The following is a 15,704-nucleotide window of genomic DNA, read 5'->3' as shown; positions in this document are numbered from 1 at the left end:
TCTATATATTTGAGCAGCGTGATTTAATAAAGGAAGTAGATTGAAACTGCAAATCTTATCAGACACCCACAATTCTCAATATTCTATACTAGATGAGGCTGACGTGATTATTCACGCTGGGGATTTTTCGAATCGCCTGAGTGGTGCTATTGAATTTGCAGAAAAATGTAAAAACCTGAATAAGAACTTTATTTTTGTTTTAGGTAATCATGATTATTACTGCTCAAACTACAATTTAGTCGTAGACTTTTTAAGAGAAAATTATCCTCAAAATGCTCTGCTTGATGACAACCATATCAAGATACAGGATAAAATATTTGTTGGCGGCACATTGTTTACGAACTTTCGTTCCAACTCAACTCGTACAACCACTAACGAACTGCAAAAATTTAAAGAAGATGCTGAACAATCTATTTATGATTTTGATCAAATCATGATAAGTAGCGATAATCGAGCTATAACAGCTGATGACTACATTGCACTATTTCAACGATATCATCAAAATATTATGCAGTTTAAAGGGCTAGACAATGTAATCGTCATTACTCATTTCCCTCCTCATTTAGCCTGTCTTGATCCGTATTGGGGTAAACATCCTGTTGCATCAGCCCTTAATCCTTATTTTATAAATGACTTGGATGTTAAAGGCTTTAAACTTTGGATTTCAGGGCATACGCATACATCAGTTGATGCTGTAGTCGACGGATGTAGATTAGTGATTAATCCTTTAGGCTATCCACAAGAGCAAGGAAAAAATGGGTTTAGAGAAAATTTGATCATCGAAGTTTAAATTGTCATACTCGTATTAAACCAATTCAATCCAACTCTAATGTCAAATTTCCTGGATGACTGATGATTTAGATTCTACGCCATGAACCAGGAGAAATTCATGTCAATTCATTTAGATTCAGAAGATAATAGAAGGAATAAATTTGTAGATCAAACACTTAAAGATCTACTCGAGATCAATAAACTCCAAGGTATTTCCATTAAAAAAATGAAAGCAGATCAAAATGGTATTTTCTATGTAGAACAAGAAATCTCAATTGAGGACTTACTCAAGAAGTGGACTGCTCCCAGTATCCTAGACATGAGACAGCCTCATTTTGAAGCTGCTTCAAAGGCTTCTGGACTCATCCCATCGAGATGCGAATGACGCCTGATTCGATTGTAAAACATCTCGATATAATCAAACACATCTGCACGGGCCATTTCGCGTGTTTTATAGATCCTCTTTTTAATTCTTTCCTTCTTTAAGCTGCTAAAAAAGGATTCCGCAACAGCATTGTCCCAACAGTTCCCGCGACGACTCATGCTGGGAATTAAATTATGCTTTTGACAGAATTTCTGCCAGTCTCCACTGCTGTATTGTGAGCCTTGGTCTGAATGTATGATCACAGGTTCATTTGGCCTGCGTCGCCACACTGCCATCATCAGCGCATCCAAAACGATATCCTTGGCAAGTGTCGGTTTCATTGACCAACCAATAACTTTCCTTGAATATAAATCAAGAACCACAGCCAGATATAGCCAGCCTTGCCATGTGCGGATGTAGGTAATATCAGTCACCCAGGAAGTATCCGGGGTATGTACGGCAAACTCTCGATTTAAGTGATTTGGTGGAACGATTTGAGGACGACCACAGCCATAACTCTTATGCTTTTTATATCCTCGAACAGCGGCAATGCCATTGTTTTTCATGATCTTCAGCACACGATTCGGTCCACAGCTTTCACCCAACTCTTTAAGATCCAGCGTAATGCGGCGATAACCATAAATGCCATAACTGGCATCATATGAAGAGCGGATGAGCTGTAATAACCGCTTGTCTTCAATGGTCCTGCCTGATTCGGGTTCATGCAACCAGGCATAGTAACCAGCACGAGCGATCTTAAGAACCCTACACATCGTTTTAATCTTAAATTGATCGCTGTATTCAAGGATAAACTGATACTTTACTCGGGCAGACTTGCAAAGTACCTTGCGGCCTTTTTTAGGATGTCCCGTTCCTCTTCAGTTTGTTTAAGCTGATTTTTAAGGCGAAGGATTTCTTTCTTTGCTTCGAGAAGTTCATGTTCATTAGGGTTGTTGCGTAAAGGCTGTACCGCCTTTAGCCATTTATAAATGCTGTGCTGTGATACACCTAAACGTTCTGCGACATCTGGGACAGAATAGCCACGTTCAGTAATCAATTTAACAGCTTCATCTTTAAATTCTGGGGTATATCGTTGTCCACTCATAAGGTTCTCTCCTATGCAAAAAGAATAGACGAAATTTGTCTAGGAGAGTGGTGGCAGTCCAAAGTTCTAAGTTTCTCTCATTAAGATAACATCATAAGCTTTAAGGTATTAAAAACTTAACCAAATTGTATCACCTGTAGCTGCATACATAGTCTCAGCAGTTTGTTTTAACATGTCACATTCATCAATTTCTATTGCTAAATCATCACACTGAGTATGATCACTGTCATTGATAGAAATTTCGTGCGATTGAACAACTGCACCATGTTGAATGAGTTTAATTCTATCTTGCCTTAAAAGTTGCTCACCTCTGTAACTAGCACGCATTTGATTTAGAGCTTGAAGACGCCTTTCATTTGTAGTCATTATTACTTTTCTCGACATTAATTGTCTCCTTGATTTTTATCCGAAACTAAGATTAATAAATTAAAATTGGGTAATGATCTAACTATCCAGCAATCTCGCCTTAAAATCACGGCGATCAAATAAAATTCACGCAATGTTTTAAAAACTCAATCCTCAAAAAACTCATTGATATCTTTCTCAGTTCTCACTTTCTTCATGGGAAGTTTATTTGCTGCTTTTAGTATCTTCATAATATGTTCATCCCTTCTTATTTCATCTTGCTGATCTTTTTTTGAGGATTCAGTGGCTATTTTTGCACTATCATTAGAAAAAAAATGATCTAACATAATATATACCTCACTCTACCGATTGCTTAGTGTCTTGAGCATTCTTAATCGAAGACGAACTATCAATTAAAGAATGCCCTCGTCTTAAAGCCAGTTCTTTTTGTATTTCTTGATCTGCGGTACTTGTATCGCCATGTTTATGTATATATTCAGCTCTTTTTTCCATAAAGTCCCGCTCACGTTGCTGGACATCAACATTCACTTCATTATTTTGCTTTTGACGAGTAGCTATATAGTTATAGATACCAACGCCGCAAATTACGATTAAAAAGAAACTGAGTTGCTTCTTGATACCTCTGCTCACAAAACGTCCTTAAACTTAACTTTTCAACCAAAATTTAGATGAAATTATTGTGATTAATTCAAAAAAAACCAATAAATACTTACAGCTTATAGGTCAACACAAAAACCGTCACTCATCTCTTAGGTTAAAATCTTTATACTCATGAGCATTATCAGAAAATTTAGCAAAAAAATTATTCCAAAAAAATAGAAAATTTATTTTTTCTGCATTTTGAATAGGTTCAGGTTCTGCATATCCAATAATCCAAAATGGCGCTGTACTACAAATATTCTCAGGTATAAGTTTTTGCTGTGAAGCTGTTTCAGTACTGATAAGATATAAATTATCTTTTAGATGTACAACATGTCCTTTTGAGGCTTCTCGGATACAACGATCAGCATCTATATAGAAACATTTCATTGAGCATTCCTCCATTTTTTTAACTAGGCATCCAATTTCGATAATCGTTAAATTATTTAACGCTGCAATTAAGTCTTAGTTTGATTTATCTTCCATCTCCGATAGACGACTGCTAAAAATAAATCACTCAAAATTTTCTGGCAGGTATTATCTTTATAATTGTTATTACTAATTTTCAGACTTATCTCTTTTTTCTTTTTAGCCAATTTCAACTCAGTTTCAATCTCCTTCCATGAAAGTTTAGATATTTTTATTTTTTCATGAAAAACTTGCTTATAAATGACCTTTAACTCGCGACAGAATTTACCAAAATCCTGAAGATCTTGTTTGCTTTGAATATACACTTCCATACGTGCATCTATAAGATGTACACGGTGCTCAAAATAGTCAAGGATGAAATGATTTCTCATTAATATATTGAAAATTTTATAATTATTTTCAACTAGTAAATTACCTGTTCGATTTTTATCAATATACTTTAAGAGCTTGTCCAAAGTGTTATTTGGACTACAGTTTTCATCATGTTGAAAGTGACGATTTGCATAGAGTTTTACAGCTACTTTACTCCCTATTGTACTGATTAAAGTATCCTCCTCTCTACCTGATAGAGCGTTCAAAATATGATTGAAGCTTGCCATAAGCTGACGTCTTACCATCATGTCTTGATCTTCTTCGATCACCTCTTGCTCTGCGACATAAGTAATAAAACGATCTGGAAATATCATTTCTTGAATTATTCTCGAGCTTGAATTCAATTTTTCTACAATACTTTTTAGAGTAATTTTTTCTGTCACTTGCGATGTATTTAACTGTTTACTAAATAATTTAACCGGCAATAAAGCTCTGACTATTTTTGCAGATACTTTACTCTCTTCTATACATAGCGCATCAGCAACCAATAATGGTCCAAAATGTAAATAATGATTTACCGTCATTTCAATAGAAGAATGCCCCATAAGATGAGCCAGTTTCCTCCATACATCAGTACGAACACCAGTATTATCTAAGCTCGAAAGTAGATAAGTTTTAATTTTGCGAACTTGCTCTGGTGAATAATCAGTCCAAGATTTGATCAGTGAATCTGTTCCTTTCAAAACTAAAGCTAGATTGGTCGCAGCAGTGTGCCTAAAGCTATGAAATGAATAGTCGTGTGCTTGGTTCAACAATAACTGATCAAATATCTTCTTAATCAATTGACTCACAGATCGAGGTGAAATACTCCCACCCTCTTCAGAGAAAATCAAACAATCTTTGGCACCTAATGTATTTTGATTAATAGGCACCTTCATTTTTTTGTTAATCAAATGAATAACTGACATTAACTCAGCTTTAGTCAGTAATTGATCCAGGCACATTCCCCGTTTTGCATTAGTGGTTTTAATCTGACGAGTATAATTATTGTGGATAAAAATTTTGCAAATTTCATGTTTTTCATTGATAAAATAATAATGAGGATCATAACCAATTGTTTTATATTTAAAATTTATCATAGCTAAATCACTTAACTTTAATCCCAAAATTTCATTGAGTCTTAGCCCCGTTCTATACGCAAGGGTACAAATGACTTTAAGGATATTCTTCTGGTCTTTGGTCAACTGAGTTTGGATAGCTATTAAATTTTTAAATTGATTAAACATTACTGGAGTAACATAGGACGTTCTACACACTTGCAAATCAGTTGATTGCAGTTGATCTAAATAATTAACACGAGGAGCACCAAAATTACGTATTAAGCTATTGTGAAATTTTTTTAGATTACTTACCGCATGCCCATAACTATTATGTTTAATCTCCCTCCCATTTTGTGAATGTTTTCTGTTTTTCTTGCTACGATCGCCAATGGATTTGACAGCCAAAATATGACTGTAGATCTCTTCAAATTCTTCTTCATCTATGACTTGAAGGTCTAAATCATTACTCACAACATATAGAAACAGTTCGTCAATAAATGATGATTTATAGGTATCTAAAGAACTCAGCTTAATACCTTTTTTATTTTTACCAGAGTCAATCGATTTTATTTCTTTCAGGCACTCCAAATACCAAGTAATCACCACAATCTGAACACTAACAAGAGCGATATCTTTTGACGAGCTATATTGCTGGGAAGAATAACTGTTTTGAAGCAAGCTAAGATCCTTTGAAAATTCAGCTATAACTTCACTCACACTCACGTTATTAACATCCAAGTTTCTTACTAAACTCTTTTTAATATCTGCGGCACAGTGATAATCAGTATTCAAATTTCGAATCTGCTCCAACTTAGCCTTCTTCAATTCCGTATAGTAAAAATTATCTACAACAGCTTGATTGATGCTCTTTTTTTTAGACGTCTGAGTACTGTGATGTTTATCAATTCCTTCCAGTGCTTTTAAGGATGAATAAGAAAGCGCCGAGTAATTAAAAACTCCCTTAGATAAAGCAATAAGAAAACCATCTAATGTATTTTTCGTTCCAAAATATTGCACGTAATCTAAATGATCAAAAAGCTTATATCTATTCTTTGAAAAAATTTTAATAACAGCATGTTCGTGATCTACATCTTGTAAGCCCGATAAGATTTTTTGATCTAACATTTCCCTATTTAGATTGATTATAGAATCAATCAATTGCACCAATTCTTGATCTACTTGTCTTTTTTCTGGTTGTGTTTCTAACTCAATCTCGTTTACAAGTCGAATCAACATCAAAAAACTCATTGGGGTCAGATAAATTTGTTTAACTTGGTATGATTTTTCATCATAAATTAAATTTGCATAAGACGAATTTTCTAGAGGATAACTATATAAGCAAGCAAATTTTGAAATATCTTTACCATATACAGATACAAGACCACCAGATAATTCAAATGGGGAAACTCTATCATTCGAATATGTTTCCCTCACTGATTTTAAAATTGAGAGCAAATCAGCTCGTGTCCGACATCCACAGTCAAAAATGAGAGCCAATAAGAACTGACGAAGTAGAAATTGTTTTTGTTCGAATGTCGCATACGGATTGAATTTACTTGTCTTAAGCCAATGCGGTAATTGCTTTTGCCAAAAATCATACAGCTTTAGCTTAAAATCATGTAATTCCCTTCCACTCTGCAGTTTAGTTTGCGTAGATTCAATATCTTTGATATTAGGTGGGAAAGAGCTGGTTTGAATCAGTGGTATATCATAATTACCAGCCAACCATTGTATCTTTGATTCAACCTCATGTTTATTTTGAACACATAAATCTGACCAATATTGCCATCCAGCTTTTAACTCATCAGCATCCAATTTTAGTGATTTGAAGTATTTATTAACTTTGGCTCTCGCCTTATATATCTTCTCTTTAATTTTATCGTCAAGCTTAAGCTTTAAATTATGCTCCACAACCTCTTCAACTAGCATATTTGAAATACTTTCAAATATGCTCTTTGCCATAGATTCCAATTCTTGCTTTAATTTTGAAAATCTCTCTAATTTTTCATTATTCATAAAGAAATCCCCACAGATATGAGTTCAAGATCTTTAAAAAGCTTGCTTAAAGCATCCTGAATTTGAGTTTTGTAAGCATATGGCTGTAAAGATGATGATTTAGAAAATCCAATTTCACCTTGTTGATCATGCGCATACCATGACTTGAAAACTGCATCTGGCAAATCAAGGGTATTTCTTACAAAATGTCGAATCCAATTGGGGTATAACGGCCCTATTTCAGGGAAGTTCTGTGCAAGGTAAGAAGCCACATCTTTCTGAGTTAAAGGACTTATTTTTATATTCATGAATCCTGCATTTTTCTTCCAATAATGAAGATAGTAGTTATCCTCACTTTTAGTTAACATCCCTGAATCCATAAGGTCTATAATGAATTTTTCATAAAGCTTTAATTCGTTAGCAAAAAATTCAGTCAGTGGTGAAAAGCGGCCATGACGTCGTGATTGGCTATTTTTATCATGAATGTAGACTATGCCTGTAATGAAGTCATAGTTCTCCTTGATACTCGATGCAGCAATTGCTGGGCGTGCTCCTGAGGATAAAAGACAACAAATCCAAATCCAGACACTGAAAGCATTAAATCGTTCTTCAATTGATTTCTTATCCCTCAATACCTCAATGACCTGGTTGTTCAGTGAATTTAAGAATTTTTTCGCCTGATTAAATGACCAAGCTCGCTGACTTCCTACACGTTCATCACTTTTAGCTTGAATGAATTGAGGACGATCTAGCACATGACTCTCATGTTTATTCTGAAACCAAAGCCATACGTATTTCTCATACGAATCATTTAACTGTTTATAAGAAAAACCACCGTATGCCAGATCAGGTTGATGTGAAACTTGTTTACCAATGAGAAAATTCTTTTGTAAATCATCTTCACAAATTCGATGTAAATGAAATGAAAGCTGCGAGGCGATATGAGTAACAGATAGATTTCCAATACAATAACCAAAGAAACACTCTTTCAAATACTGATTAAAATCGGTGTTTGTATAGCCACTTAGTTGCGCTTTTTTGATTCGATCAATCCACATTGCAGGAATTTGGAATGTCCAACTGGAATGTTTATTCTGCCTATTTCCTTTTTTTGCAATTTCTCCCTCCAACTTTTTATTAACATCGGCATCGACGGTCCATAAATAATAATCACGACCAGAAGAATGTTTTAATTTCTTAATTTCAAAAAAGTAATCAATATATTGAAAGACAACAGCACTCATTCCTGTACATAATGACATTAAGAAACAGGCAGCCATGGCAGATTTTTCTATGTCTTTATTGTTCTGTAGTTCGTCATGTAAGACCTGATAAATAACTTTCAAAAAAGGTGGGTCAATATAATAAACATTACTCACAGTCGGTTCGTGTACATGATCGAGGTATCGACGCAATACTTGATGATCAACAAAAGAGGATACTCTGCGTGTACTCTCATCTTGACTAAAATCATATTCACGTTTTTTTATATCTTCATTTTCATCATCATCATCCTTTGCACGAGCATCCGAATAATCCGAGAAGCCTTCTGTGATCAAAGGTGGGGCAATGAAACTTAAAATAGAAACCTCTGTTTCCTCAAGTGAGGGTTGAGCTTTTTTTCTATTCACCTGTACTTTTTCATCATAGTAGAGATTTTCAACAGCCACCCTATATTCATCTAAATAGCGATTTAATGATTTTTCAATCTGATTATTTTTCTGTGCATTGAAAACTAGACAAGTAGCAATTGTTCGGTCTTTGTGATGTTTAGCATAATTACTAAATTCTTTTTTCGAAAGCTTTAATGGATCAACATCTATAATTGCTCTAAAATAGAAAACAAGATTGGTTAATACATCATCTACACATTTATCAAAGTTTTTACCCACCACTCTAAGTAATAAGTACAATGTATAGTTTATTCGTTGGACTTTTAATTCTGAATCATCAAGCTTCAAAAGCAATCCAGACAAAAACATTACATAATTTAAAATTTCAAAAGTTTTATTATTTATCTCAATTCGAGTACCATTATTTAATTTTTTAGAATTATTGCATAGCATCGAGACACTCAAAAACCCCAATATATGCTTATATTTAGTTCTTTGCTGATATCTGCAAATATTAAAATACAACATCTCACAGCGATCTATTAGAATTTCAAAACTATCTTTATCTATAAAACTCAAATGAAAATCTTGAACATACTCAAAATTTAAAACCGCTATTCTTTCACTATATCCAGAAATTTTTTTCTCAAAATCATTACAATAATTTTCAAGATCTTCCTGATTTAAAATTTCACTCATTTTAATTAACTCCAAAATAACTCTTAATATTCATTGAAATTCTTAGGCAATTTAAAAAATTTCACAAAATCACTTTTATATAATTTCTCATGATTAGAATATCCACGTTTTTTAAACACCTCCTTATTAATATAAAACCTTATTTCCATCTTATCTTTTTGGTTTAAATATTCAAAAATCCTGTTAAACAAATAATTTCTTGATTCCTTCTTAATTGAAGCACTTTTTAAATAATGAAAAAGCTCGAACCAAAAAACATAACTTGTTTGAGCCTCAACCCAAACCTTCTGATCTTGCTTGATCGAATCCGGTAAATAAGCACATGCTGTTTTAAAACATTCAAGATCGTCACTGATTCGTTTTGCAATTGAAGTAAGTATTTGGCCTTGGACCTTCTTTTGCAGGGTTACACTAGAGCCAGTTTGATTAAGTACAGTCTTAAGTATGTCCAATTGAGTTTTTTCAACCACAATCTTCGAGTGACTCGTACTACGATGTTTGACTTTTTGCTTTGATTTTGAATATTTTTTGGACATTATTAACTCCAAATCCTACCCTATAAAAATTTCATTAAGACTTTTTTTGAGCATGACAAGCCTAGAGCCTAAATCTAAATCCAATTTAAGCTGATGATATTTCTTAAAAAATAGGTATATAAATTTTATGGATGAGATAGTATTTCTTGTTATTGTGTGCTTTTTACCTCTAAATAGAGTGAACGCCAATAGCATGAAAAACTATCTCAATTTTTCTAGACTTCTTCTTTGACACAAGCAAATTTATAGACTTCTGCTTTACTCCATCGAAGACTGCGACCATGCCTAATAGGACTTATTGGTCCGTTTTCATACAATGCCCATTTACGTAATGTTTGTTCTGCATACCCTAATAAACGAGCAGCCTCACTAGTAGATAGCAATAATCTATCTTGAGTAATTTGTTTAACTTTATGTTTCATGTTGATTAAGATATCTGGTTTAATACATTTACATAAAACTAAATTTTTTAATTAATTTATATATATATATCTGATTTTTTTATGATCCTATACTACTAAATAAAATTTTAAAAATTAACAAAACAATTATAATATTGATTTATATAAGATATTTTTAAAAAAAGTATGAAACAACAAAAGTCAAACGAGTACCTTCTTAAGGACAGTCAATCACATCTATCTTCAACACCACTCAATTCCGAAGAATTACCATACATAACCACCTTATAAATCTCAATTCATTATCCACTTTCTTATTAAATTTAAAATATCAATCAATAAAATATATAAATTTATAATTTTTAAAAACTAATAAAAAATATTCACAATCTTATTGAGTAAATGAAATTTTATAAAAAAACTATTATATTAAACACATAATTTTAATTATCATTTAGTAATCAGAATTTTTTTGCCATGGTGCTCAAACCAGATTATTTAAAAGTACAATTTCCTAATGAATAAGCTTATACCTAAAATTTATCATACAATTAATTAACCCCATTATGACAACATCTCAATAGGTTAAGTTAATATATCAATTAGGTTTAATTATAATATTTTAGCGGCAGTGTAAAATATCCCTATAACGGCATTTAAAAACTGCCACTAAGTTAATATAGTAGTCATTTGGAACTGCTCAAATATGTTAACTTTGGAGCAAGAAGTTACAGTTTAAACACTGTATAAACAAGGTTTATTTAAGGTAATGAGTTGAGAACTTGCGGAATCTAAAAATACCGTGCGTAAATATTTACAGCAAAAGTCCACACTACAGTATCGGCTTACAACCTAGAATAAGTATTCTTGACTCATATAAACCTTATTTTCTTGAACGCGTAAATACTCCTTATCCTGAATGGATTCCTGCCGTTGTACTCTACCAAGAAATTTTAGAGCTTGGATATCTAGGAAAGGTCAGGATCGATCTTAAGGGAATATCTTGCAACATTATAACCAGTCACCATACTGAAACCCTAAACTGCTCGACTGTGCTAAAAAATATGGCTTTCGCCCCAGCATATGTAAGCGCTACTCTGCACAAATCAAGATAAAGTTGAACGCTTTAATGGATACCTCAAATCAAGCTTTATTGTGTTATTAAAAGCAAGCTTGAAGACTTCGAGTTTACTGTTAGATGTTGATTGTTACCAATGGCCCCCTATTGGCCGGTGGCTGCATGAAACCGCTGTCAATCAGCGGATTCATGCCACTACTGTCAACAACATAGTCAACCGATCATGCAACAACTGTATTAATGGCTCAACCAACACCATCTAACGCGGCTATCGAGTTCTCTAACTGTTCGAACGATCAACTACAGCTTAAAACGCTGGCAGGCACTCTACCGCTATCTGGTTGATGGTAACTTACCAATCAACCTAAGAAGCATTACTTCGTAAGGGATCGAAAATCAGATGTGTCCGTAGGCCTTGGGGCGTAAGAACTGGTTGTTTACTGACTCGCTGCGCAGTTGTAAGTGAGCGGCTAATATGATACGCCTCATTCAGTCAGCAAAGCTGAAGGGATTGGATTCCTATGCCTATTTAAGTGATATGCTAAAAAGGCTGTCAACACATAAAGTGTTCCGACTAGATGAATTATGACCACACTGCTGGAAATCTAACTTAATTAAAAAATAACTATGAGGTTCAGCGGACGCTTACGTAGAAACTTGTAATAAACTGATCTAAAAAATGGGATCATATACATCATAATTCGTATCTCAAAGTATTGACTTAAATTGTTATTAAGCCATGCCAGAATTAGATCGCCTCCATACCCATGTTGTCACTTAAATTTGAGTAACTACAGGAAATTCTATTTTTCAAGTCTTTATACAACAAAACCAGTTAAGAATAATGTTGATTTAAGCTGCTTACCATTTGCTTACTAGAATACAAAAACAAAAAAACCACTTAGGATTAGTACACCTAAGTGGTTGTTTTATATGGTGGGCCCAGACAGACTTGAACTGTCGACCAACGGATTATGAGTCCGCTGCTCTAACCAACTGAGCTACAGGCCCTATAAATACTGGTGTTTCAAGTATTTTCGAGAAAGAATACTAGCGAAATTAGAATTGAATTACAAGAACTTTAAAAGCAAGATTATTGATATGCATAATTTTTAAGCATTGTGACCCTGTTTGAATTAAATTATTGATTCTCATCTGTAGTTTGAGAAATTTGTTTATACGTTGTTGTTGGCTTTTTCCGCTTCTCTAAATAAATTTCGAATGCACTCCATGCGCAGATCACCAAAAATACCAAAACAATAACGATACATAAAGTCATTAACATGCTGCAATCCTTTTGCGCATATACCTATATTGAATTTGTGATTCTTATCAGACTAAAGTCTATATGATTTAACACAGAGTGCAAATAAAAAGTGATTATTTTTAATACAAGGCAAATTTTTACTTTTTGAATGTTTATTGCAAATAACGATTTGAAATAATGATCGTTCCTTACATTACAAATAAAATAAATAGCTACGCTGAAAATCGATCGTTTGAAATGATTCCAGTGTATTGATTAATCTACCCGTTCAATATTATGCTACTTATTCATTGAAACAATTGAAGAAATGATGAGTGATTTATTATTACTTTTGGGGCTAATTTCTATCGTTGCCTTACCTATTTTTGCTCACTTATTTTTTTATGACAAAATTCAGAATAAGGATAACCAAAAAATTCTATCTTTTTTAAGTCTAATTCCTGGAATTGTACTGATGTGTGGCGCATCTTTTTTAAGTCCAACTCAGACTCCGATTAAATCTGTAGAATGTGGCGTTGTTAAGCAATATAAAACATATAAAATTCGACATCGATCTACATTTGAACGCCTTGCCGTTGTGATGGATTCGTCTGGTTATATTCGTTACTTTGATTTTGATGAAACTTTACCTCGCTTACAAAGCAAACAACATGTCTGCTTTGAGCTCTATGATCGTTTTAAAAATAAAGGATTAAGTGAATCTCGTATCGTAAAAATCATATCGGATAAATAAGTTATATAAAATATTCACTTTACATGACCTTATATTTTTATTAATAAAATCAAACTATAAAATAAAATCTATTACACGCTGATTATTTAACACAATAAAAAAGCACCCTTTCGGGTGCAAAGCATAGAACTTACACAAACTTGAACGAACAATTAGAAACTAACTGATTTGTTGAATTTGCTGCATTTTTGCAATTTCTTGCTGTTTGAGTAAATTACGTTGAATCTTACCACTTGAAGTCTTCGGTAGACTGTCTACAAACTCAATTTCTTTTGGATATGCATGTTTCGATAAACGAGAACGTACATAGTCTTGCAGTTTGCTACTTAACTGCTCAGATGCAGAATATTGCGGTTTAAGGACGACAAATGCTTTAACAATTTCAGTGCGTTCAGGATCAGGCTTACCAATCACCGCTGATTCTAAAACTTCAACGCATTCCAGTAAGGTACTTTCGACATCAAATGGCCCCACTCGATAGCCTGACGTTGTAATGACATCATCTACACGTCCGATAAAATCTACACCACCCAAATCATTTAAACGAACCGTATCACCTGTTAAATAATAGTTCCCTACAAATGATTTACGATTATTTCCACCATAGCCTTTAAACCATGTTAATGGAGATTGTGAGAAATCGATAGCCAACATTCCTATCTCACCTCGTTCAACTTCTTCATTTTGTGCATTTAATACTGCAAAACGATGCCCTGGATTCGCAAAACCTGCTGAACCAATTTTAATCGGATGCGCTAAAGCGTGATGATTTCCAATCACCATACCCAATTCAGTTTGTCCATATTGATCGTAAATATTGACATCTAAATCATGTTTAAACCAATGAATCACTTCAGGTGTTAATGGCTCACCTGCACTACTCACCACTCTTAAATGCTCCTTGATAGAAGCATCAAACTTTTCTTTAAATCCAAAGAACATACGAAATGCGGTAGGAGAACCTGTTAAATTACTCACTTTATACTTTTTGATTATTTGTAGGGCATTATCCACACTGAATGGACGTTCATCCATAATAATGCTATGCCCCAAACCTAAAGGCCCAGTGATACCGTAGTACAGACCATAAGCCCAACCTGGATCTGCCAAATTCCAAAATGAATCTTCTTCACGTAAATCCACTGCATGACGCATATATTCTTTAAATGCCAAAATCGCTTTTAATGGTACAGGCACAGATTTTGCTAAACCTGTAGTTCCTGAAGTAAACATCATTAAAAAATCATCTTCAAAAGTCAGCATAACTGGATTACATTTAGCTGATTGCAGCTCTATTTCTTGCCAAAAATTGGCATCAGGTTGCGGTGTAGTTCCTGCCTGATAGACTGTTAAAATATGTGGAATATCAATCTGATTAAGCTTTACACGTTGTTCTTCATTGGTCACAATCAATTGTGTTTGAGCAGTTTCAATACGATGTTCAATGGCTTTAGATTCAAAAGCGGTAAATAAAGGTTGATAAATTGCGCCAATACGCCATGTCGCTAAAATGGTAATGAGTAATTCAGGTGTACGAGGCAATAAGCCTGCAATACAATCACCTGTTTTTAAGCCGACTGATTGAAAATAGTTGGCTAATTTTCCTGAAGCTTCATCCAATTGCTCAAATGTCCACTGGGAAGACTCACCGTTTTTACCTTCCCAAATTAAAGCAGTTTTATTTAAACCCATAAAACGTTGGCAACATTCTACATAAGCATTGATCGATTGAGGATTTCCAACCAATTGTTCATTGATGAGTCTTTCATAATCAAATGCTTGATACGCTTGTTCTAGTGTTTTCATGGCAATACCCTTGCTTTTATTGAACAAATCATCGTGATTTGTCGTTCCATATTTCGCTTTCTAGCTTTTTATTGAAAATGCTGAATCATTCAGCAAGCTTCTGTTCCTATAACCATAGATAACCATGTTTATAAAACACTGACAATTTCCAAATACCTCAATTGTGTTGCAGCTTTTGAACACTCATTTTTGAGTAAAAAAAGATCAGCCTGCGCTGATCTTCGGGGGTTGGTGTGTTTATTTAACCTGAGTTCGAGATAAGATATGTTCCCAACTATATGATACGCGGAAACGTCAGTCGCATTGTTCGAGGCATGAGGAATACATTCCGCAAGATCTGCAATATACTGTTTTTGCAATATATTAGGTACTTGATAATATTTGTCGAGTTGGCGACTGACAAATGGTTTTGCCTACTTTTCCCGAAAGCCTTGCGAGGTAATACCTCTCAGGTCGAACCGAAGGTTAATCCTTGCTTTTGACTTTAAAC

The 15,704-nt window shown here is 33.9% G+C and carries 14 protein-coding genes, 1 tRNA gene and 2 pseudogenes; 5 read left to right on the top strand and 12 right to left on the bottom strand.

All coding sequences use genetic code 11. The annotated features are described in order from the left end of the window. Positions 1-40 precede the first annotated feature (40 nt). Both GGG_RS0101005 and GGG_RS21280 read left to right on the top strand, forming a co-directional pair. Positions 41-790: a metallophosphoesterase gene (locus GGG_RS0101005; RefSeq protein WP_010111329.1), complete on the top strand. Its 750-nt coding sequence runs from the start codon at positions 41-43 to the stop codon at positions 788-790. A gap of 99 nt (positions 791-889) precedes the next feature. Then, positions 890-1,156, top strand: a complete 267-nt coding sequence (locus GGG_RS21280; protein WP_227500472.1) for a hypothetical protein — start codon at positions 890-892, stop codon at positions 1,154-1,156. Here the strand turns inward: GGG_RS21280 and GGG_RS0101000 are convergent. The 9 genes from GGG_RS0101000 to GGG_RS0100950 all read right to left on the bottom strand — a co-directional run bounded on the left by GGG_RS0101000 (position 1,102) and on the right by GGG_RS0100950 (position 10,351). After that, positions 1,102-2,240 (bottom strand): IS3 family transposase gene (locus GGG_RS0101000; RefSeq protein ID WP_134252714.1). Its coding sequence is split into 2 segments (ribosomal slippage): positions 1,102-1,982 and positions 1,982-2,240, totalling 1,140 coding nucleotides; the frame shifts between segments, so codons are not numbered across the junction. The genes GGG_RS21280 and GGG_RS0101000 overlap by 55 nt on opposite strands. 108 nt (positions 2,241-2,348) lie before the next feature. Continuing rightward, complete coding sequence (locus GGG_RS0100990; protein ID WP_010111324.1) at positions 2,349-2,624, bottom strand: hypothetical protein; 276 nt, start codon at positions 2,622-2,624, stop codon at positions 2,349-2,351. Between the two features lie 128 nt (positions 2,625-2,752). Next, positions 2,753-2,932: a hypothetical protein gene (locus GGG_RS0100985; protein ID WP_029574381.1), complete on the bottom strand. Its 180-nt coding sequence runs from the start codon at positions 2,930-2,932 to the stop codon at positions 2,753-2,755. A 10-nt stretch (positions 2,933-2,942) separates the two neighbouring features. Next, positions 2,943-3,236 carry a hypothetical protein gene (locus GGG_RS0100980; protein WP_010111322.1) on the bottom strand — a complete coding sequence of 98 codons (294 nt, stop codon included), beginning with the start codon at positions 3,234-3,236 and terminating at the stop codon, positions 2,943-2,945. A gap of 108 nt (positions 3,237-3,344) precedes the next feature. Then, positions 3,345-3,635 (bottom strand): hypothetical protein, encoded by a 291-nt coding sequence (locus GGG_RS0100975; protein WP_010111320.1) that lies wholly within the window; start codon positions 3,633-3,635, stop codon positions 3,345-3,347. A 68-nt stretch (positions 3,636-3,703) separates the two neighbouring features. Continuing rightward, positions 3,704-7,102 carry a tyrosine-type recombinase/integrase gene (locus GGG_RS0100970; RefSeq protein ID WP_010111318.1) on the bottom strand — a complete coding sequence of 1,133 codons (3,399 nt, stop codon included), beginning with the start codon at positions 7,100-7,102 and terminating at the stop codon, positions 3,704-3,706. Beyond that, positions 7,099-9,393, bottom strand: coding sequence for a hypothetical protein (locus GGG_RS0100965; RefSeq protein ID WP_010111316.1), 2,295 nt, complete (start codon positions 9,391-9,393; stop codon positions 7,099-7,101). The genes GGG_RS0100970 and GGG_RS0100965 overlap by 4 nt, the downstream gene beginning before the upstream one ends. 23 nt (positions 9,394-9,416) lie before the next feature. Further along, positions 9,417-9,929 carry a hypothetical protein gene (locus GGG_RS0100960; protein WP_010111314.1) on the bottom strand — a complete coding sequence of 171 codons (513 nt, stop codon included), beginning with the start codon at positions 9,927-9,929 and terminating at the stop codon, positions 9,417-9,419. 215 nt (positions 9,930-10,144) lie between these two features. Continuing rightward, positions 10,145-10,351 carry a helix-turn-helix domain-containing protein gene (locus GGG_RS0100950; RefSeq protein ID WP_010111312.1) on the bottom strand — a complete coding sequence of 69 codons (207 nt, stop codon included), beginning with the start codon at positions 10,349-10,351 and terminating at the stop codon, positions 10,145-10,147. A 721-nt stretch (positions 10,352-11,072) separates the two neighbouring features. Here GGG_RS0100950 and GGG_RS20555 point away from each other — a divergent pair. Together GGG_RS20555 and GGG_RS20550 are read left to right on the top strand one after the other, a co-directional pair. Next, a pseudogene (locus GGG_RS20555) lies at positions 11,073-11,608 on the top strand (IS21 family transposase); the annotation flags it as partial. Then, a pseudogene (locus tag GGG_RS20550) lies at positions 11,605-11,997 on the top strand (transposase); the annotation flags it as partial. The pseudogenes GGG_RS20555 and GGG_RS20550, both read left to right, overlap by 4 nt. 345 nt (positions 11,998-12,342) lie before the next feature. Here GGG_RS20550 and GGG_RS0100945 read toward each other — a convergent pair. Both GGG_RS0100945 and GGG_RS20975 read right to left on the bottom strand, forming a co-directional pair. Continuing rightward, positions 12,343-12,419 (bottom strand) — tRNA-Ile (locus GGG_RS0100945). A 130-nt stretch (positions 12,420-12,549) separates the two neighbouring features. After that, entirely contained in the window at positions 12,550-12,693 is a 144-nt protein-coding gene (locus GGG_RS20975) for a hypothetical protein (protein WP_157998072.1), read from the bottom strand. A gap of 292 nt (positions 12,694-12,985) precedes the next feature. Between GGG_RS20975 and GGG_RS0100935 the strand changes: the two genes are divergently transcribed. Beyond that, positions 12,986-13,408 (top strand): hypothetical protein, encoded by a 423-nt coding sequence (locus GGG_RS0100935; RefSeq protein WP_010111311.1) that lies wholly within the window; start codon positions 12,986-12,988, stop codon positions 13,406-13,408. A gap of 159 nt (positions 13,409-13,567) precedes the next feature. On the opposite strand, the gene GGG_RS0100930 is transcribed toward GGG_RS0100935, so the two are convergent. Further along, a complete protein-coding gene (locus tag GGG_RS0100930; RefSeq protein WP_010111308.1) occupies positions 13,568-15,214 on the bottom strand; it encodes an AMP-binding protein in 1,647 nt (548 codons plus the stop codon). Between the last annotated feature and the right edge of the window lie 490 nt (positions 15,215-15,704).

This window comes from Acinetobacter sp. P8-3-8 (genome assembly GCF_000214135.1).
Classification (GTDB): Bacteria; Pseudomonadota; Gammaproteobacteria; order Pseudomonadales; family Moraxellaceae; genus Acinetobacter.
The sequence above is the reverse complement of the archived record's forward strand: the minus strand, read 5'-3'. Positions and strand labels throughout refer to the sequence as shown.

Excerpts from the sequence above, each read along its gene's own strand:
- GGG_RS0100970 (WP_010111318.1), bottom strand. The coding sequence starts at position 7,102 with ATGAATAATGAAAAATTAGAGAGATTTTCAAAATTAAAGCAAGAATTG.
- GGG_RS0100935 (WP_010111311.1), top strand. The coding sequence starts at position 12,986 with ATGAGTGATTTATTATTACTTTTGGGGCTAATTTCTATCGTTGCCTTA.
- GGG_RS0100965 (WP_010111316.1), bottom strand. The coding sequence starts at position 9,393 with ATGAGTGAAATTTTAAATCAGGAAGATCTTGAAAATTATTGTAATGAT.
- GGG_RS0100950 (WP_010111312.1), bottom strand. The coding sequence starts at position 10,351 with ATGAAACATAAAGTTAAACAAATTACTCAAGATAGATTATTGCTATCT.
- GGG_RS0100930 (WP_010111308.1), bottom strand. The coding sequence starts at position 15,214 with ATGAAAACACTAGAACAAGCGTATCAAGCATTTGATTATGAAAGACTC.
- GGG_RS0100985 (WP_029574381.1), bottom strand. The coding sequence starts at position 2,932 with ATGTTAGATCATTTTTTTTCTAATGATAGTGCAAAAATAGCCACTGAA.
- GGG_RS0100960 (WP_010111314.1), bottom strand. The coding sequence starts at position 9,929 with ATGTCCAAAAAATATTCAAAATCAAAGCAAAAAGTCAAACATCGTAGT.
- GGG_RS20975 (WP_157998072.1), bottom strand. The coding sequence starts at position 12,693 with ATGTTAATGACTTTATGTATCGTTATTGTTTTGGTATTTTTGGTGATC.
- GGG_RS0100975 (WP_010111320.1), bottom strand. The coding sequence starts at position 3,635 with ATGAAATGTTTCTATATAGATGCTGATCGTTGTATCCGAGAAGCCTCA.
- GGG_RS21280 (WP_227500472.1), top strand. The coding sequence starts at position 890 with ATGTCAATTCATTTAGATTCAGAAGATAATAGAAGGAATAAATTTGTA.
- GGG_RS0100990 (WP_010111324.1), bottom strand. The coding sequence starts at position 2,624 with ATGTCGAGAAAAGTAATAATGACTACAAATGAAAGGCGTCTTCAAGCT.